Here is a 16,778-nt window from a genome sequence, read left to right on the forward strand (position 1 = left end):
GCAAAATCCGAAGCGACGATGCGACCTGACCCAATCTTGCGCGCTCAATCCGGCGTCATTGCTAGATTTGCGAGGGCTTCGGCTTCGATCAGTAGCGCTTCCTCGGTTTCATGTTGGGCGACATGCTCCCGGCCGATCATGATCAGCACGGGGACGGCAAGCGGGCTGACGCGATCGAGGCGCACATGCAGGAGCGTGGCGGCGGCGCGATCGACCAGATCGGCAAGTCGGCCGACGTCGGTCATACGTGCCCGTGCGTCCGCCCACGCAGCTTTCAGCAACAGATGTTCGGGTTCGTAACGGCGCAGCACATCATAGATTAGGTCTGTCGAGAAGCTTACCTGCCGCCCGGTCTTGCGCGTGCCGGGCTGTTGCCGCTCGATCAGGCCGGAGATCACGGCCACATCGCGGAACGCGCGCTTGAGCAGACTCGATTCCTCGACCCAGGCGACGAACTCATGATCGAGAATGTCGGCGGAGAAGAGCGGCGCGGGGTCGCGCACTTCCTCCAGCCCATAGACCGCCAGCGAATAGTCGTTGGAGACGAAGCCGATCGGTTTGAGCCCGCGTTCCTCCATGCGGCGCGTCAGCAGCATGCCGAGCGACTGGTGCGCGTTCCAGCCTTCGAAGCTGTACACGACCATGTAATGCAGCCCTTCATGCGGGAAGGTCTCGACCAGCAGCTGGTCCGGCCGTGGCAGCACCGAACGGATGCGCTGCATCGCCAGCCATTCGTGGACGTCCTTGGGGAAGCGATGCCATTGCGATGGATCGGCGAGGAAGCGGCGGACCCGCCCGGCGAGGTGGGTCGACATCGCCATGCGCGTGCCGCCCCAGCTCGGGATCTGTGCGGATTTGGTGCTGGCCTTGACGATCAGCTCCGCCTCGGTCTGGCGAAGGACCTCCAGCGACATGCCCGAGAAGAAGAAGCGATCGCCCGGCGAGAGCGCCGCCGCGAAGATCTCCTCCACCGTGCCGAGCTTGCGGCCATTGTTGAAGCGGATATCGACCGCCGGCTGATCGACGATGATGCCGGCGTTGAAACGATGCTGCTGCGCGAAGCGCGGATGGGCGAGGCGCCAATGCCCGTCTGGTTCCTGCACCAGCCGCTGGAACCGGTCATAGGCGCGCAGCGCATAGCCGCCGGTCGAGATGAAGCCGAAGATGTCGTCGAGCTGCGCGCGGTCGAGCCACGCATAAGGCGTGGCGCTGGTGATCTCGGTAAGCAATGCATCGGGATCCAGCGGCCCCGCACAGGCCAGTCCCATGATGTGCTGGGCCAGCACGTCGCGCGCGCCGGGCCGGAAGCGCTCGGCATCTCGCTCGCCTGCCATTACCGCATCATAGGCTGCCTGCGCTTCGAGATATTCGAAGCGATTGCCGGGAATGAGGATCGCCTTGCTCGGCTCGTCCATCCGGTGATTGGCCCGGCCGATGCGCTGGAGCAGGCGGGAACTGCCCTTGGGCGCGCCCATCTGCACGACGCAGTCGATATCGCCCCAGTCGATGCCCAGATCGAGGCTCGCCGTCGCCACGAGCCCGCGCAGCCGCCCGTCGGCCATCGCCGCCTCAACCTTGCGCCGCGCCTCGCGCGAGAGGCTGCCATGATGAATACCGATCGGCAGATTGTCGTCATTTTCGCTCCACAGTTCCTGGAAGATCAGTTCGGCAAGCCCGCGCGTGTTGCAGAAGACCAAAGTCATGCGGTGCGCCGCGATGATGTCGATCACTTGTCGCGCCGCATATTTGCCGCTGTGCCCGGACCAGGGCACGCGATCCTCGGGAATGAGGATCGAAAGATCGGGCGGCGCGCCCGGATCGCCCTCGACTAAGGCGACTTTCTCGGCCTGACCGGCCGGCGTGAGCCAGGTACGGTAGGCATCGGGATCGCCGACCGTTGCCGACAGGCCGACGCGGCGCAGTCCCGGACGGATCGCCTGCAGGCGGGAGAGCGACAAGGCCAGCAGATCGCCGCGCTTCTCCGCTGCAAAGGCGTGAATCTCGTCGACGATCACCGTGTCGAGATCGGCGAACAGATAATCCGCATCGGGATAGGAAAGCAGGAGCGAGAGCGATTCGGGCGTGGTCAGCAGCATCTGCGGCGGGCGCGCGCGCTGGCGCGCCTTTCGATCCGAGGGCGTGTCGCCCGTGCGGGTTTCCACGCGAATCTCGAGACCCATTTCGGCGATCGGTGTCAGCAGGTTGCGCTGCACATCGACGGCGAGCGCTTTCAGCGGCGAGATATAGAGGCTGTGCAGGCCCTCTCGCGGTCGCTCGGTCAGATCGACAAGGCTAGGCAGGAAGCCTGCCAGGGTCTTACCCGCGCCGGTGGGAGCCACGAGCAGCGCATGTTCGCCGCGCCGCGCCGCCTCCAGCATGGCAAGCTGATGCCGCCGGGGGCTCCAGCCTCGCGCGGCAAACCATTGCTTGATCTGGGAGGGAAGGGCTGGCGCCATCAACCCATGGTGGACCGGGCTGGGCCTGCGCTCAAGCATTCAGAGCCGCGCCTCGGATCGATCTATCGCAGACAAAAAAAGGCCGCCCCGAAGGACGGCCCTGGAAGTTTTAGGAGAGGATGCCTGAAAGGCCTGATCCGTATGCGTTACATACGAATATCGTGCAATTGCGAAATGAAGCGGAATGATTGCAGTTTTTGCAATCAATACCATTCTCAAGACAATTGCTAGGCTTCAGTGCCCTGCCTGCGGGCCGCGTTCCAAACCGGAAAGTGCCAGTTGCTCGTCAATCTGCGCCATCAGACGATCAAGGCCGGACTGATCCTTCGCTTCCGCGCGTGCAACCAGAACATCCTGCGTATTTGAAGCACGTAGCAGCCACCAGCCATCGGCCGTGTTGACGCGCGCGCCATCCGTCGCATCCACTTTCGCGCCCGAATCGGCCAGGCGCTGGAGCACTTCGCCGATCACGGTGAACTTGCGGCTTTCATCGACCTGGAAGCGCAGCTCGGGCGTGTTCACCATCGCCGGCATTGCGCCGCGCAGCTCCGTGACGCTCTTGCCAAGGCCACTCGCTGCCAGAATGAGCCGCACCGCAGCATAAAGCGCATCGTCGAATCCATAATAGCGATGCTTGAAAAAGATATGGCCGCTCATCTCGCCGGCCAGCGGGCTGCCGGTTTCCTTCATTTTGGACTTGATGAGGCTGTGCCCGGTCTTCCACATCAAGGGCGCGCCGCCGAGCTCCGCGACGCGATCGAACAGGGCCTGGCTCGCCTTCACATCCGCGATGATCGTAGCTCCAGGGACGTCCTTCAGCACCGGCTCGGCGAAGATCGACAGGAGCTGATCGCCCCAGATCACGCGCCCCTCGCCGTCGATCGCGCCGATGCGGTCGCCGTCGCCGTCGAAGGCCAGTCCGAAATCGAGATTTCTCTCCGCGACGAGCTTGCGCAGATCGGCGAGATTCTTCTCCTCGGTAGGATCGGGATGATGATTTGGGAAATTGCCGTCGACATCGGTGAAGAGCGTGTAATGCTCACCCGGGAGCAACTGCACCAGCTTCTCCACGACCGGGCCGGCGGCGCCATTGCCCGCGTCCCAGCCTATGCGGAAGGCCTGACCGTCGAACCCTTCGACCAGACGCGCGGCGTAGCGATCGAGAATGTCCACATGCTCGCTGCCCGCGCTGCCCTCGACCCAGTCCCCGCTTGCCGCCATCGTGCCGAGCGACTGGATATCCGGCCCGAAAAACGGACCATGCTGCAGGACCATCTTGAAGCCATTATAATTGGCGGGATTGTGGCTGCCGGTTATTTGGATGCCGCCGTCAACATCAAGGACAGCTTCGGCGTAATATAGCATCGGCGTCGGCCCCATGCCGACGCGCAGGACGTGGATGCCGCTGTCGTTCAGGCCCTTGACCAGAGCCGCCTCGAACACGGGCGAGGACAGGCGCCCGTCATAGCCGACGGCGACGCGGCTGCCGCCGATCCGCGCGACGCGCGTGCCGAAGCCGCGCCCGATCGCATAGGCATCCGCCTCGCTCAACGTCTCCCCGACAATGCCCCGAATGTCATATTCACGCAGCGAGGTCGGATGGAACTGGTGAGTCATGTAGGCTCCCTGATGGTTTGTGAATCAGTCAGATGGCCGCGCCGTAGTTCATTTGCCGTCCGATTTCAGCAACAGATCGCGCGCCGCGTTGATCCGTGCCGCAAGACCGGCCGATCCGCCGGCATCGGGATGATTGCGTGCCATGAGATGACGATAGGCCGCCATGATCGTCTCGCGATCCGCATCGGGCGACACGCCGAGCAGATCGGCCGCCTCGGCACGGCTGATCGCCTGCCGCCCGGCTTGCGGCGCGGGCGGGGCAGGCGGCGCTTCGTCACGACCGAGCAGCGCAGCCCCATAACGCAACCAAAGCCCGGCTCCGGTGGCAACCAGCGCGCCGATCACCGGCATGCCCTTGGCGACCAGCACCGCCCCGGCCAGCGTGCCGCCGACGCCGAGCCAGGCTGCGGGAATCTTGCGGCGCTGCTTGCGCAGCCAGTACCAGAGGCCCAGCCCCGCGATCAGCGCGAGCAGCAGCCACATAGGTTCAGGCAGCGCTCTGCGCGGGTTGGCGCTCGGACAGCATCGGCAGGGCAAAGCCGGCGATCATCTCGCGCAGCTCTTGCCGCGCGGCGATATGGCTGACGCCAAGCTCGCCGAGTTGCCCGCGATCGAGCAGAGTCAGGCCCGAGGGAAACAGCTCGCGGAAGATCACGCGCTCCGACAGACCCGGAATGACGCGGAAGCCGACGCGCTTCGACAATTCCGTCAGCGCTTCGCCCACGCGGCGCTGGTTGCGCGCTTCCATATGATGGAGGCGATTGCGCAGCACGACCCAGTCGATGCTCGTGCCATCCGCCTTGGCGCGCGTCTTGCGCGTTTCCCACATGAGCTCGGAATAGAAGCTGAGGCGCTTTACCTTGAAATTCTCGGGATCGACCTGACCGATCAGGTCAAAATCCACGAAGCTGTCGTTCATCGGCGTGACCAGGGTGCTGGCCGCGGTGGCGGCATAGCGCGCCATGGCATCGTCGCGGCCCGGCGTGTCGATGATGACCACGTCGGCATTCATGGCCGCCTGCGCGATCGCTTCGTTCAGGCCCTGCGTGCTATCGCCAGCATAGACCGACCAGCTGGGGCTCGGCAGCGTGATCTCGCGGCGGCGAGCCGTCTCGGCGCGATTTTCGAGATAGCGCGCACTCGTCCGCTGGCGATGGTCGAGATCGATGAGCGCGGTCGATACGCCCTGCGCGGCCAGCGCCACGGCGGTATGGACGCAGGTGGTCGACTTGCCGGTGCCGCCTTTCTCATTGGCGAAAACGATAAGATGCGGCGCGACGCTGGACATGGCTCGATCGAAACTCATTGCAGTGGATGCGGCCCCTTGACCGCCCGATCCGGACGGGCTTAGCCAGCCCTGGACCTTTCCCGACCGGCCTTATCGGAGCCTCGACGAGCGTGCAAATCTTCCGTGAGATATCTTATCTGAGGGCCGGAATCGCGGCGTTGCGGGCCGGCGGAGCCCGCATCGCCATGGTGCCGACGATGGGCGCGCTGCATGCCGGGCACATGGCGCTGGTCGAGGAAGCGCGTGCCCATGCCGACCATGTTGTCGTCTCGATCTTCGTCAATCCAACGCAATTCGGCCCGAATGAAGACCTGTCCGCCTATCCGCGCCGGGAGGCGGCCGATGTCGCACTGCTGGAAGCGGCTGGCGTCGCGGCGCTCTGGGCGCCGGGCGTCGAGGTCATGTACCCGGAGGGCTTTGCAAGCAGCATCCATGTCGCCGGGCTCTCCGAAGGGCTCGACGGGGAATGGCGGCCGGGCCATTTCGACGGCGTCGCCACCGTCGTCGCCAAGCTGTTCAACCAGGTGCGGCCCGATGTCGCCTGTTTCGGCGAGAAGGATTTCCAGCAACTCGCGGTCATCCGGCGGCTCGTGACCGATTTCGATCTCGACGTCGAGATCGTCGGCGTACCCACGCGGCGCGACACCGACGGCCTCGCGCTCTCCTCGCGCAATGCCTATCTCGGCGAGAATGCACGGGCGATGGCGGTCGCGCTGCCCGAGATGCTGGTGATGACCGGCGAGGCCGTCCTGAGCGGCGGCGATGTCGCCGCAGCGCTGGCCGATGCCGAGCGCCACCTCGTCGCGCGCGGCTTCGAATCGGTCGACTATGTCGCGCTGGTCGATTCGCACAGCCTGGCGCCGCTCGCGCGACTCGACCGGCCCGCGCGATTGCTCGTCGCGGCCCGCATCGGAGGCACGCGACTCATCGACAATATCGCCGTTAACCCTTGAGCTTCGCGGCCTCTGCGAAGCCTTCGATGTAAACTCTCTTTTCGCGTTAACCATTTCTCAAGCCGCGCATGGAAATTTGCCTTCCATCGAGACCTGTCCTTTGAGGGGGTGAATGTGGCGAACAGCATGGAGAGTGCCCGTTTTCTGATCGAGAGCCGGATGCGCGATGCAGCCCGGGGCGATCCGCAGGCACGGTTTGATCTTGGCGTGGCCTTCAGTTGCGGAACCGGCGGCGTGGATGTGGACCTCATCGAGGCCCATAAATGGTTCAACCTCGCGGCACTTGCCGGCAGCGAGGAAGGCCAATCCTGCCGCGCAGAGATTGCCGAAGAAATGACGGCCCGCGAAATCGCAGAAGCTCAGCGTCAGGCCCGCGCCTGGATCGTTCAGACGACCCGCCGCGCTGCCTGAAAAGCGGGCCGACGGCGCATAAGACCGCCGGCAAGACCAAGTCCAGATATCATCATGGCCCAGCTGGCGGGCTCCGGCACGGCGAAATTGCCGTCCGACGTGAAGCGGTAGATACCGCCGCCCGCGCCGAACGCGAAGCGCGTGGCGACCAGTTCCCCGTCCGACGTCTCGCCGAACGAGACCAATGAGGGAATATTGCCGAGCAGGAAGCGACTCCCGACGAACTGCCCGTTCTCGTAGCGGATCGCCCAGATATTGCCCGAGACCTGATCGCCGAACACATAGTGGCCGAACAGCTCCGGCACGGCGCTGCCCCGATACACGAACCCGCCGATGATCGCGCGGTCGCCCGCGCCATGACCATATGCGAGGTCCGGGGCCTGATAGTCGGCCGGTTCTGCACCGCCACTGCCGCCCGGCGTCGGGATATCGCCCTCACGCAAGGCCCAGCCAAGATTGCGGTTCGAATCCGTCGCGCCGACGATCGTGAGCTCCTCGCGCGCGCCATTCCCCACATCGGCGACGATCAGGCTGCCGTCCGGCGCGACCGTGTTGCGATAGGGATTGCGCACGCCATAGACGAAGACTTCCGGCGCCGGGTTGGCACCGGGCAGCACCGGATTGTCGCCAGGCACGGCATAGTTCAGCGCCGAATCGAGCGGAAAGGCGTCGGCATAGGGATCGATGCGCAGGATCGACCCGAAGAAGTCGCTATTATCCTGCCCGGTGCCGCGCGAATCCGGCCCGCTGAAGTCGCCACCATCGCCGATCGCGATCAGCAGCTTGCCGCTCGCATCGAAATCGATCCAGCCGCCGACATGATTGGCCGCGCCGTCGAGGCTCGTCTTCCAGATGGAGGCCTCGCCGCCGCTGCCTTTCAGCGGATCGGTGAAGCGCAGCACCTGCGCCTCGACCGGGCCTCCGGCCGTGGTGCGGCCGGTCAGATAGACATAATAATGGCCGTTGGTGGCATAGCCCGGATCGAAGGCCATGCCGAGCAGGCCGAGCTCGTTGCTGGAGGTCGCGACGCCGCCGACATAGGGCTGGAGATTGCGGAACTGCGAGAAGGTGCCCGTTGCCTGATCATAGGCCGTGATGGAGCCGGCCTTGCGGGTGAGGAACAGCCGGGTGTCGCCGGCGAGATTGGTCTTGCCCGTGATGCCCGTCACCTGATTGGCGAAGGGCGCCGTCGGCGGCGCGATCATCTCGATCTGGACAGTCGCCTGCGCCGATTGCGCGGCTGCGAACAAGCCCGCGCTCGCGGCCAGCGCCGCGAGTGTCTTCCCCACGCCCATGATCAATCTCCCTGTCAGAGGCCAGAATCCAGAGGGATAGAGTGTTTCCGATCCGCAGGAAGATAGCGAGCGGCAAAAGCAGGGATAGGCACGGCGGGTTGTGGGGTGGCTTCCTGCCTTAGCCCCTCCTCTTCAGAGGAGGGGTTGGGGTGGTGTTGGACTTGCCGGATGATCGCTGCGCGAGCGATGCTGGCGCATCGCCACCACCCCCTTCCCCTCCTCTGAAGAGGAGGGGCGATAAAGTGCGCTATTGCCGTCGTTTCCGACCTGTCGGCCTTCGATCGCTGAAGCTTATACCGCGCTCTCGCCCTTCCGAAACGGCGTGCGTTCGCCGAGCCACTCGCGATCGTCCGTGAGCGCCATCGCCTCGCGCTCGACATAGTCCGCGACGGCGCGACGGAAGCTTGCATTGGGGATGTAGTGCGCCGAGAAGGTCGGCACCGGGCGGTAGCCGCGGCTGAGCTTGTGCTCGCCTTGCGCGCCGGCTTCCACTTTCGAGAGGCCACGGGCGATGGCGGCGTCGATCGCCTGATAATAGCAAAGCTCGAAATGGAGGAAGGGCACGTCCTCGCTGCAACCCCAATAGCGGCCATAGAGCGTGTCAGCGCCGATGAGATTGAGCGCGCCGGCGATCGGGCGACCGTCGCGCTGGGCGATCATCAGCAGGGTCTTGTCGGCCATGCGCTCGCCGAGCAGCGAGAAGAAGCTGCGCGTGAGATAAGGATGGCCCCATTTGCGGCTGCCGGTATCCTGATAGAAGCGCCAGAACGCATCCCAATGCGCTTCCTTGAGGTCGCTGCCGGTGAGGTGGAGGATTTCCAGGCCTTCCTGGGCCTTCGCCCGTTCCTTGCGCATGTCCTTGCGGTGACGGCTGGACAGAACGGCGAGAAAATCGTCGAAGGTCGCATAGCCGTCATTGACCCAGTGGAACTGGTTGCCCTGGCGGATCAGCCAGCCGGCGGCGCGGAAATCGTCGCATTGCTCGGGCGTGAGGAAGGTCGCGTGCGCGGAGGAGAGGCCGTTCTGGTCGGTCACGGCTTCGAGGCCCGCGATCAAAGTCGGTCCGGCCGCCTCGTCGCGCAGCAGCAGGCGCGGGCCGGGGACGGGCGAGAAAGGCGCGGCGATCTGCAGCTTAGGATAATAATTGCCGCCGGCCCGCTCCCAGGCATCAGCCCAGCCATGATCGAACACATATTCGCCCTGGCTGTGGCTCTTGAGATAGGCGGGGGCGGCGGCGACCAGATGCCCGGCATCGTCGCTGACCGTGATCGGCGCGGGCGACCAGCCGGTGCCCGGGCCGACGCTGCCGGATTCTTCGAGGATGCTCAGGAAATCGTGGCAGATGAATGGATTGTCCGGCCCGGCGCAGGCATCCCATTGCGCCTTGTCGAGGGCGCCGACCGAATCGGACAGGCGAACGGTCGCGGCGTCGCTCATTCCGGGCGCATGCCCGGGGCGACCGGCGCGACGGCGCCCGGCATCAGGGACGGACGAGGACGACCGCGTCGATCTCGACCGACGCGTCGAGCGGGAGCGACGGCACGCTGACGGCGCTGCGGGCATGGCGCCCGGCTTCGCCGAAGATCCGCACCATCATTTCCGAACAGCCATTGGCGACCTTGGGTTGATCGGTGAAGTCGGGTGTCGAGGCGACGAAGGCGCCGAGCTTGACGATGCGCTCGACCCGGTCGAGGTCGCCGAGGGCTGCCTTCATCTGCGCGACCAGCATGAGGGCGCAGCGCTCGGCGGCGGCATTGCCCCAGGCAAGATCGCGATCGGCGCCGAGCTTGCCGGTCATCAGCGCGCCATCCGCCGCGAACGGCAGCTGGCCCGAAATGTGCAGCAGGTTTCCGGCAAGCACGGTCGGCACATAGGCGGCGACCGGGGCGGCGGGTGCGGGCAGGACGATGTCCTCCGCGGCGATATGGAGTTCGATCCGGCTCATGGCCGAGCCACAGCATGGGCGGACGATGAGGTCAAGGCTTGACCTGACGCCGCGCCGATGCGGTGGCTTCGCGGATCTGCTCGAACTCGAAGCCGGGGCGCCAGCGTGGCCAGTCGCGGCTGTTGGCGATGTTGCGGCCCATGGCGAAGAACAGGTCGACGTCCTGCGCGGCGCCGGTGAAGTCGAGGTCGCTGGTCCAGGCGTCGCAGGCCTGATGATAGCATTTCATGTAGCCGTCGAGCCAGGCCTGCCCGGCCGTGGTGCCGCCGGTGACGAGGTCCGGCGCGCCGCCGAGCTGCATGATGAGCAGGGACGGCACGCCGCGCCGGGCGACCGAGAAATGATCGGCGCGGAAATAGAGGCCGCGCTCGGAGAAGGTCTCGGGCGTGACGACGCGGCCTTGTGCGCGGGCGGCAGTCGTCAGCAGCGCATCGAGCGAGCTGTTGCCATGGCCGACGAGGACGACGTTTTTGGACAGGCCACCGGTGTTGAGGATGTCGAGCGTCAGGTTCGCGGCCGTGGTCGCCAGCGGGTAGAGCGGGTGTGCGCCATAATATTCCGAGCCGAGCAGGCCGCGCTCCTCGCCGGTCCAGAAGGCGAAGACGAGACTGCGCTGCGGTCGCTTGCCTGCCTTGAACTGGTGCGCCAGTTCCAGCAGGCCGGCCATGCCGATCGCATCGTCGTTCGCGCCGGGGCGGATCGTGCCGTCGCTCGCCTTGCCATAGGCGTCCCAATGCGCGCCGAACATGAGGGTCTCGGCCGGGCGGCGCGAGCCGGTGAGCTTCGCGAGGACGTTGCGGCTCTCGATGCGGTCGATCGTGGCGTCGAGCCGGGCCGTGAAGCGCAGATCGCCCAGCGCGACCGGGATGAAATCGGCCTGCCGTGCCTTCACCCGCAGCGCGTCGAGATCGAGGCCGGCCTTGGCGAACAGTGCCTTGGCGGTGTCATGCTCGATCCAGCCCTGCAGTGGCACCTTCTCCTCGCCGGGCGCGCGGACGATGTCGTAATTCTCGCCGCCATTGGCGATGACGGTGGACCAGCCATAGCCCGCGCCGCCGGTGTCGTGGACGATGAGGGCTGCGACCGCGCCGCGCTTCGCGGCCTCGTCGAACTTGTAGGTCCAGCGGCCATAATAGGCCATGCGCCGGTCGCCGAACTTGCCCCGCGCGCCGTCGGTGGCGGTCGCCTCGAAATCCGGATCATTGATCAGGAAGACCGCGACCTTCCCCTTGAGATCGACGCCCTTGTAGTCGTCCCAGCCGGCTTCCGGCGCTTCCACGCCATAGCCGACGAACACCATCGGCGCATCGACGGCGATCGTCGCGTCCGGCCGGACGGTCGTGACGCTGATCGTCTGGCCCTGCGTGACCGGCATGTCGCCGAAGGCCATGGCGCCACCGGCGATCCGCGTGCGCACCATCGGCACTTTCTGGATGAAGCTGCCATCCTCGCCGCCGGGCTCCAGGCCCATCGCGGTCAGGCGCTTGACCAGCCAGTCCACGGTTTTCGTCTCGCCCGCCGTGCCGGGGCCGCGCCCCTCGAACGGATCGGACGCCAACGTCTTCACATCGGCGGACAAGGCGGCGGGATCGGTCTTCGACGCGGCCGGTCCGCTCGCGACCAGCAGCAGCGAGAGGAAAGGCAATGCAAGCAGGCGTGTCATCGGGCTTCCAGCACCTCGTCAAACTCATCCAGTCGCGCGGCAATCCAGCGCTCGGCAGCATCCCAATCGTCGATGCGCGCATGCGCCTCGTGTGCGGTCGTGACATGCGGCGCCATCTCCGGCTCGCCGACCATGTGCAGCCGCCAGCAGGCCGGCGATTCCAGGGCGACCGAGACATGATTGCTCGACAGATCGTCGATGAAGAAGGCGAGCGGCGCGGCGCGCTCCGCGATCAGCCGGGCGACCGTCGGCCCCTTGGCGCCACCGCGCCCATTGCCGATCACTTCATAGGGCAGGCCATGGTTGTGAATCTGGTCGGCGCGCGCCTGCCCCAGCTCCTCGGCGATATTGGTGACGATCACGATGTCCGCGCGCTCGGCGAGCCTTGCCATCGCCTCGACCGCGCCCGCGATCGGGGTCTGGCGATGCATCTCGGTGACGAAGAAGCCGTGTAGCAGCGCCCAGATCTGCGCGCGCTCGACGGGATCGCCGCTGTCCTTGTGCAGCAGGGCGTGCTCGAACCCCCGCGAGAACTCAAAATGAATGCCGTGCAGCTCGTCCAGCCAGTGGCGGAACGGCACGACCATGTGCATCAGCACTTCATCGCAATCGCTGACGATAAGCGGCCGGTTCACGCGCGGCGCCCCGATCCCAATCGATCCCGCGCGGCGACGAGGTCCGCAGGCCTCACGCCGAGATCCTGCGCGCAGGCGACAAGGTCCGGTTCGTGATTGATGACGAAATCCATGAGCGCGCGGAGTGTCGCGGGCCGGGTGAGGCTGGTGCGCAAATCCGCCGGCTCGAGCCCCGTCAGCGCCAGCATCCGTTCCGCACGGACCGAATCGGCCACGATCCATCCGACAAGCTGCAACGCCAAGGTTTCGTCCGCGTCTTCGATGGGGTAGTCTGTGCTCATCCGTTGCGGCCTTGCTTTCGGCACTCTGCCGAGGGAGGAGGCAGCGCCCTTCGGCTAAGGAATGTTCGTGTCAAAACGCGTGTTGGTTGTCGAGGACAATGAGCTCAACCTGAAGCTCTTTTGCGATCTGCTCCGCGCCCATGGCCATGAAACCGCCGCCGTTCGCGACGGGCGCGACGCTTTTGCGCGCGCCTGTGAATTTCAGCCCGAACTGATCATCACCGACATCCAGTTGCCTCATGTCACCGGCCTCGACCTCATCGCCTCGTTTCGCGCGCATGCGACGCTGGCGCTGGTGCCGATCATGGCCGTCACCGCTTATGCGGGCATGGGCGACGAGGAGCGCATCCGCGCCGCCGGCGCCAGCGCCTATGTGTCGAAGCCGATCTCGGTCATGAAGTTCATGGAAGTCGTGAACGGCCTGCTGGAACGGCCTGCCGTCACGACCTGACGGTTGCGGGACGATCAAAACGAGCAAAGGCCCGGACCAGCGGCCCGGGCCTCTACGCTCGCGTTCAACCGATTCGCGCGTCGCGGGCGATCGCGTGGATCACCCGGCGCAGCGGATCACTTGATCTTGGCTTCCTTGAACTCGACATGCTTGCGCACGACGGGATCATATTTGCGGAAGGTCATCTTTTCCGTCGTGTTGCGCGGATTCTTCTTGGTCACGTAGAAGAAGCCGGTGTCAGCCGAGCTGACCAACTTGATCTTCACTGTGGCGGGCTTCGCCATGGCCGGTTCCTCAACAAAGAAGCGTCTGCCCACCTGACGTGCAGGGGTAAACGCCTGAAGCTCGTGAAAATGGGCGTACACAGTCATGCACCACCCGGTTCGGCGGCGGCCAATGCGGGAATCGCACCGCTTTGTCAAGCTTTCGGCCGATCGTCCCGGCCCTGTCACAAAGACTCTGTTTGCATGGCTCGTCGGAAACCGGGCGTTAACCAGACGCGCGCACTATGCCCGACATCATGGGAAAGGCCGGTTTGGCCGACGCATGACCGGCAGAGGGGCCGGCAAAGAGGAGGGATGCATGCGTCACGATGCGGCCTTGATCATTCGCAGCCAACTGCTCGGCCGTATCGAGGCTTTGCAGCAGGCCTGCGTGTCGCTTTCGCTCCCCATGCTGTGCGATCAGCTTGACGATCTGCGCGGTTTTGCGCGGCGGAACGGCTTCGAGGCGGTCGAGGGGCTGGCCAGCCTGCTCGAATCGGTCGTCGCCTATAATGGCCATCGGCAGGTGGCCTTGACCTATTTCGAGCTGATGCGCGATGCAGCCGGAGGCGACGCGACCGGACCCGATTCGGCGCGTGTCTATCTCGCCGCCGCAGCGCTGCGCGGCTGCCGCTGACAGGATCCTTGCATGGATGCATTGCTGCTCGCCCTGCTGCTCGGGCTGGCGCTCGATCAGGGCGACCGCTCGCAGCATCTCGTGCGGGCGCTGGGGCCGGGTGCGCTGGTCCAGGTCTGCCTCATCGTGATCCTGGGCGCGGTCGTCTCCGCTTTGCTCGGCCTTGCGGTCGCGCCCTATCTCGCGGGACCGGCGGGCCTGCTCTTCTTCGCGATCGCACTCGTGCTCGGCGCGGTGGGCCTGTTGATGCCCCATCGCACCCCACCCGGTGAGGCCAAGCCCGCCAGCCTGATGCTCTACGGCAAGTTGCTGCTGCATCGCTTCGCCGACCGTTCCTCCTTTCTCATCGTTGGCGTCAGCGCGATGACCGGCAATGTCTGGGCGACTGCGCTCGGTGGCACGCTGGGCGGGCTCGGCGCGCTGCTGCCGCCGCTGCTGGCCGGTGCGGGGTATGAGCGGGCGGTGCCGCTTCGGGTGATCCGGCCGGTGCTGGGGGCATTGCTGCTGATTGCGGGCCTTGGCTGTGCGCTCAGTGCGCTGGGGCTGCTTTAGAGCGACGGTCACCCGGCAATTGCGGGGGTTCTGCCAAAGGTGCAAACTCGCGCGATGTTCGACTGGACTGACCTGTTTTTGCTTCTACCGAACTGGGTCTTCTGGTGCCTCTTTGCTGTTTTCTGCGCGCTGGTTGCTGCAGCGCTTATCTGGGTAAATTACAGTTAGCGCGACCACTTTCGTCGTTCCTCCTGCGTCATCCTGAACTTGTTTCAGGGTCCATCTTGCAATGAAGCTGGGGGCTTGAAGGCGGGATGGATGCTGAAACAAGTTCAGCATGACGGCTTTCTGGAAAGTCTGGGACTGTCAGATATTTTGTGCGCGAGGCCGGTTATCGTCATCAGATGACGAACCGCTCGCCGAAGATCACGGCGAACTGGGTTTTTGCCTCGGCCCACTCGCGCGGTGGCCGTTTCCACCGACTGGTATGTCTGTGCGTGTTGCGGCCGGATGATCGACCAGACGAGTTTGGAGGTTGTCGGCCGAAACTTCAAACCCGTTTTCCTTCCATAACGCGCGGTCGCTTGGGGGCGCGGTATTTTTTCTTCGGCCTCCGCCACTGCTTCAGTCGTGGGCTCAAGCACTCGTTGCACTTCTTCGTTGGCTAAGCGTCGGTAGTTTCTCCGATAGCTTCATTTCCGCGACTTTTTTCAGTCGGCCCGCATAGCGCGCGATGCCGAGCGCGACCGCATCGAACAGCGATTGGCGAATATCCTCGCTCATCCAGATTCTGCGGAGCGGGGGCAGGCGGTGCCTAAAAGCGGGGATTTCGCGGGTGATTACTTGCGCAATTTCTTACTTGGTCCTCGGCCTACGGAGGCAAAGTGGCGAATGCCCGCGAAATCCCCGAGATGAGCCTCGGGCCGTTCGGCCTTGCGGTCCGCGGCGTAGACGTAGGCCACCATCGGCGGGTCACTGCCGCCCCAGGGTCGATCGTCGCGGGCATAGGCCCACAGCTGCCCGGTCTTGGTGCGGCGTCGCCCGGGATCGAGCACCGGCGCGGTGGTCTCGTCGGCGAAGAGCCGCTCGGCCCTGCGCAACCCCTCGAGCGTGCGATCGCGCAAGGGCCGCAGGTACCAGGCCGCCCGGCCGACCCAGTCGGCGAGCGTCGAGCGATCGAGCTTGATGCCCTGGCGGGCGTAGATCTGGGCTTGCCGGTACAAGGGAAGGTGATCGGCATACTTGGCGACGAGGACCTGGGCGATCAGCGCCTCGGTCGGAATGCCGCCCTCGACGATCCGTGCCGGTGCAGGCGCCTGCACGACCGCGCCCTCGCACGAGCGGCAGCCGTAGCGCGGGCGCCGGCTGACGAGTACGCGGAAGGTCGTGGGCACGACGTCGAGCCGCTCGGAAACATCCTCGCCGATCGCGTGGAGCGCGCCGCCGCAACATGGACAGGACTTGTCCTCGACGTCGACGACCTGCTCGATGCGCTCGAGATGCGCGGGCAGCGAACCGCGGTTGGCATTGCGCGCTCGGGCGGTCCGTTCCTGGCCGGTCGCGGCATCGCGCGCCGCCCGAGCCTGGCCGAGGGCCGTCTCGATATCCTCGAGGCCGAGCTCAAGCTGGTCGGGATCGAGTTGCTCGGAACGGCGGCCGAAGCGATGGCGCATGAAGGCATCGATGATCGACTGCAGCCGCTCGACCTCGGCATCCGCCTCGCCCTTGGCGAGGGTTACCTCAGCGAGCTTGCGGGACTGCTCGAGGGCGAAAGCGCGAAGCGCTTCGATGCCCTCGGGAAGGTCGGCCTCTACCAGCATGGGGAGAGTGAATCAGCGATCGCGCACCCCGTCAACCGGCGATCTGCGGTGCGACAGGGTGCCGTCCCACCACACCAGCTTGATCCGGTCCGCGCGCTTCGCCCGGAACACGTAGATCACGCCCGAGTAGGGATCGCCGCCGTACTCCTTGCCGACCAGCGCGGCGAGCGCGTCGGGGCCCTTGCGAAAATCCACCGGGCGCGTCGCGACCATCACCCGCGCGCCGACACCTGGCCCGATCACCGCGTGGCCTTGAGCGCTTCGATCACCGCCGCGATCAGTCGCTTGTCCGCGCTAGGCGCGATCTTCACCGCGATCCCGTCCATCTCCAGCTCGACCACGCTCGCTCGCGGCCTTCGCTGCCGTCGTCGTCGCTTGGGCGCAGACATCGACGCGCTCGCAGGCGCCGGCTCTACGATAGCTGGAACGAAGCACGCCGGTTCGCTCGACGTGGCGATCGGCCCGGCGGTCACGCCTTGAAGCTGCTCGCGAAGCTCGCGGCGCCACGTGAAAAGCTGCGACGGTACGATATCGTGCCGCCGGGCGACCGCGCTCACGCTCTCGAGGCCAG

General features: G+C 65.5%; 18 protein-coding genes and 3 pseudogenes. 5 read left to right on the forward strand and 16 right to left on the reverse strand.

What is annotated here, in order from left to right:
* Positions 1–44: 44 nt before the first annotated feature.
* The 4 genes from KM135_RS14220 to KM135_RS14235 form a co-directional block, all read right to left on the reverse strand.
* On the reverse strand, positions 45–2,456 hold the full coding sequence (locus KM135_RS14220) for a ligase-associated DNA damage response DEXH box helicase (RefSeq protein WP_221714670.1): 2,412 nt from the start codon (positions 2,454–2,456) through the stop codon (positions 45–47).
* Positions 2,457–2,690: 234 nt separating this feature from the next.
* Positions 2,691–4,073, reverse strand: a complete 1,383-nt coding sequence (pgmG, locus tag KM135_RS14225; RefSeq protein ID WP_221714671.1) for a phosphoglucomutase/phosphomannomutase PgmG — start codon at positions 4,071–4,073, stop codon at positions 2,691–2,693.
* A 48-nt stretch (positions 4,074–4,121) separates the two neighbouring features.
* Positions 4,122–4,556: a J domain-containing protein gene (locus KM135_RS14230; RefSeq protein ID WP_221714672.1), complete on the reverse strand. Its 435-nt coding sequence runs from the start codon at positions 4,554–4,556 to the stop codon at positions 4,122–4,124.
* Positions 4,557–4,560: 4 nt separating this feature from the next.
* Positions 4,561–5,361 (reverse strand): division plane positioning ATPase MipZ, encoded by an 801-nt coding sequence (locus KM135_RS14235; protein ID WP_221714712.1) that lies wholly within the window; start codon positions 5,359–5,361, stop codon positions 4,561–4,563.
* Positions 5,362–5,471: 110 nt separating this feature from the next.
* Here KM135_RS14235 and panC point away from each other — a divergent pair, with 110 nt between their 5' ends.
* Together panC and KM135_RS14245 are read left to right on the forward strand one after the other, a co-directional pair.
* Positions 5,472–6,314, forward strand: a complete 843-nt coding sequence (gene panC, locus KM135_RS14240) for a pantoate--beta-alanine ligase (RefSeq protein ID WP_221714673.1) — start codon at positions 5,472–5,474, stop codon at positions 6,312–6,314.
* A 114-nt stretch (positions 6,315–6,428) separates the two neighbouring features.
* A complete protein-coding gene (locus KM135_RS14245; protein WP_221714674.1) occupies positions 6,429–6,725 on the forward strand; it encodes an SEL1-like repeat protein in 297 nt (98 codons plus the stop codon).
* Here KM135_RS14245 and KM135_RS20225 read toward each other — a convergent pair.
* The 7 genes and pseudogenes from KM135_RS20225 to KM135_RS14275 form a co-directional block, all read right to left on the reverse strand.
* Positions 6,701–6,808 (reverse strand): annotated as a pseudogene (locus tag KM135_RS20225) (PEPxxWA-CTERM sorting domain-containing protein); the annotation flags it as partial. The gene KM135_RS14245 and the pseudogene KM135_RS20225 sit on opposite strands and share 25 nt — an antisense overlap.
* A 126-nt stretch (positions 6,809–6,934) precedes the next feature.
* Positions 6,935–8,020 (reverse strand): annotated as a pseudogene (locus KM135_RS19820) (PQQ-dependent sugar dehydrogenase); the annotation flags it as partial.
* 291 nt (positions 8,021–8,311) lie between these two features.
* Positions 8,312–9,457, reverse strand: a complete 1,146-nt coding sequence (locus KM135_RS14255; protein ID WP_221714675.1) for a GNAT family N-acetyltransferase — start codon at positions 9,455–9,457, stop codon at positions 8,312–8,314.
* A 43-nt stretch (positions 9,458–9,500) separates the two neighbouring features.
* Positions 9,501–9,965 (reverse strand): RidA family protein, encoded by a 465-nt coding sequence (locus KM135_RS14260; protein ID WP_221714676.1) that lies wholly within the window; start codon positions 9,963–9,965, stop codon positions 9,501–9,503.
* 31 nt (positions 9,966–9,996) lie between these two features.
* Positions 9,997–11,628, reverse strand: a complete 1,632-nt coding sequence (locus tag KM135_RS14265) for a M28 family peptidase (protein WP_221714677.1) — start codon at positions 11,626–11,628, stop codon at positions 9,997–9,999.
* The gene (locus KM135_RS14270) at positions 11,625–12,263 is read right to left on the reverse strand and encodes an HAD family hydrolase (protein WP_221714678.1); all 639 of its coding nucleotides are present in this window, start codon (positions 12,261–12,263) and stop codon (positions 11,625–11,627) included. The genes KM135_RS14265 and KM135_RS14270 overlap by 4 nt, the downstream gene beginning before the upstream one ends.
* Positions 12,260–12,544: a DUF3572 domain-containing protein gene (locus KM135_RS14275; protein WP_221714679.1), complete on the reverse strand. Its 285-nt coding sequence runs from the start codon at positions 12,542–12,544 to the stop codon at positions 12,260–12,262. The genes KM135_RS14270 and KM135_RS14275 overlap by 4 nt, the downstream gene beginning before the upstream one ends.
* A 67-nt stretch (positions 12,545–12,611) precedes the next feature.
* Between KM135_RS14275 and KM135_RS14280 the strand changes: the two genes are divergently transcribed.
* The gene (locus KM135_RS14280) at positions 12,612–12,995 is read left to right on the forward strand and encodes a response regulator (protein ID WP_221714680.1); all 384 of its coding nucleotides are present in this window, start codon (positions 12,612–12,614) and stop codon (positions 12,993–12,995) included.
* 116 nt (positions 12,996–13,111) lie between these two features.
* Here KM135_RS14280 and rpmG read toward each other — a convergent pair whose 3' ends face one another.
* A complete protein-coding gene (gene rpmG / locus KM135_RS14285; RefSeq protein WP_221714681.1) occupies positions 13,112–13,279 on the reverse strand; it encodes a 50S ribosomal protein L33 in 168 nt (55 codons plus the stop codon).
* Positions 13,280–13,577: 298 nt separating this feature from the next.
* Here rpmG and KM135_RS14290 point away from each other — a divergent pair, with 298 nt between their 5' ends.
* Positions 13,578–13,895: a hypothetical protein gene (locus KM135_RS14290; protein ID WP_221714682.1), complete on the forward strand. Its 318-nt coding sequence runs from the start codon at positions 13,578–13,580 to the stop codon at positions 13,893–13,895.
* Between the two features lie 12 nt (positions 13,896–13,907).
* A complete protein-coding gene (locus KM135_RS14295) occupies positions 13,908–14,447 on the forward strand; it encodes a hypothetical protein (RefSeq protein ID WP_221714683.1) in 540 nt (179 codons plus the stop codon).
* 576 nt (positions 14,448–15,023) lie between these two features.
* On the opposite strand, the gene KM135_RS14300 is transcribed toward KM135_RS14295, so the two are convergent.
* The 4 genes and pseudogenes from KM135_RS14300 to KM135_RS20230 form a co-directional block, all read right to left on the reverse strand.
* Complete coding sequence (locus tag KM135_RS14300) at positions 15,024–15,170, reverse strand: hypothetical protein (protein ID WP_221714684.1); 147 nt, start codon at positions 15,168–15,170, stop codon at positions 15,024–15,026.
* 107 nt (positions 15,171–15,277) lie between these two features.
* Positions 15,278–16,207 (reverse strand): annotated as a pseudogene (tnpC, locus tag KM135_RS14305) (IS66 family transposase); the annotation flags it as partial.
* 12 nt (positions 16,208–16,219) lie between these two features.
* The gene (gene tnpB, locus KM135_RS14310; RefSeq protein ID WP_221714685.1) at positions 16,220–16,420 is read right to left on the reverse strand and encodes an IS66 family insertion sequence element accessory protein TnpB; all 201 of its coding nucleotides are present in this window, start codon (positions 16,418–16,420) and stop codon (positions 16,220–16,222) included.
* A gap of 26 nt (positions 16,421–16,446) precedes the next feature.
* Positions 16,447–16,778, reverse strand: a 332-nt coding sequence (locus KM135_RS20230; RefSeq protein ID WP_221714686.1) for a transposase, incomplete at its 5' end; no start/stop codon positions are given.

The sequence above is a fragment of the Sphingobium xanthum genome (assembly GCF_019737615.1).
GTDB lineage: Bacteria > Pseudomonadota > Alphaproteobacteria > Sphingomonadales > Sphingomonadaceae > Sphingobium > Sphingobium xanthum.

Bases quoted from the DNA above. Each gene is read 5' to 3' on its own strand.
- KM135_RS14220 (WP_221714670.1), bottom strand. From the start codon at position 2,456: ATGGCGCCAGCCCTTCCCTCCCAGATCAAGCAATGGTTTGCCGCGCGA.
- pgmG (WP_221714671.1), bottom strand. From the start codon at position 4,073: ATGACTCACCAGTTCCATCCGACCTCGCTGCGTGAATATGACATTCGG.
- KM135_RS14230 (WP_221714672.1), bottom strand. From the start codon at position 4,556: ATGTGGCTGCTGCTCGCGCTGATCGCGGGGCTGGGCCTCTGGTACTGG.
- KM135_RS14235 (WP_221714712.1), bottom strand. From the start codon at position 5,361: ATGTCCAGCGTCGCGCCGCATCTTATCGTTTTCGCCAATGAGAAAGGC.
- KM135_RS14255 (WP_221714675.1), bottom strand. From the start codon at position 9,457: ATGAGCGACGCCGCGACCGTTCGCCTGTCCGATTCGGTCGGCGCCCTC.
- KM135_RS14260 (WP_221714676.1), bottom strand. From the start codon at position 9,965: ATGAGCCGGATCGAACTCCATATCGCCGCGGAGGACATCGTCCTGCCC.
- KM135_RS14265 (WP_221714677.1), bottom strand. From the start codon at position 11,628: ATGACACGCCTGCTTGCATTGCCTTTCCTCTCGCTGCTGCTGGTCGCG.
- KM135_RS14275 (WP_221714679.1), bottom strand. From the start codon at position 12,544: ATGAGCACAGACTACCCCATCGAAGACGCGGACGAAACCTTGGCGTTG.
- rpmG (WP_221714681.1), bottom strand. From the start codon at position 13,279: ATGGCGAAGCCCGCCACAGTGAAGATCAAGTTGGTCAGCTCGGCTGAC.
- KM135_RS14290 (WP_221714682.1), top strand. From the start codon at position 13,578: ATGCGTCACGATGCGGCCTTGATCATTCGCAGCCAACTGCTCGGCCGT.
- KM135_RS14295 (WP_221714683.1), top strand. From the start codon at position 13,908: ATGGATGCATTGCTGCTCGCCCTGCTGCTCGGGCTGGCGCTCGATCAG.
- KM135_RS14300 (WP_221714684.1), bottom strand. From the start codon at position 15,170: ATGAGCGAGGATATTCGCCAATCGCTGTTCGATGCGGTCGCGCTCGGC.
- tnpB (WP_221714685.1), bottom strand. From the start codon at position 16,420: ATGGTCGCGACGCGCCCGGTGGATTTTCGCAAGGGCCCCGACGCGCTC.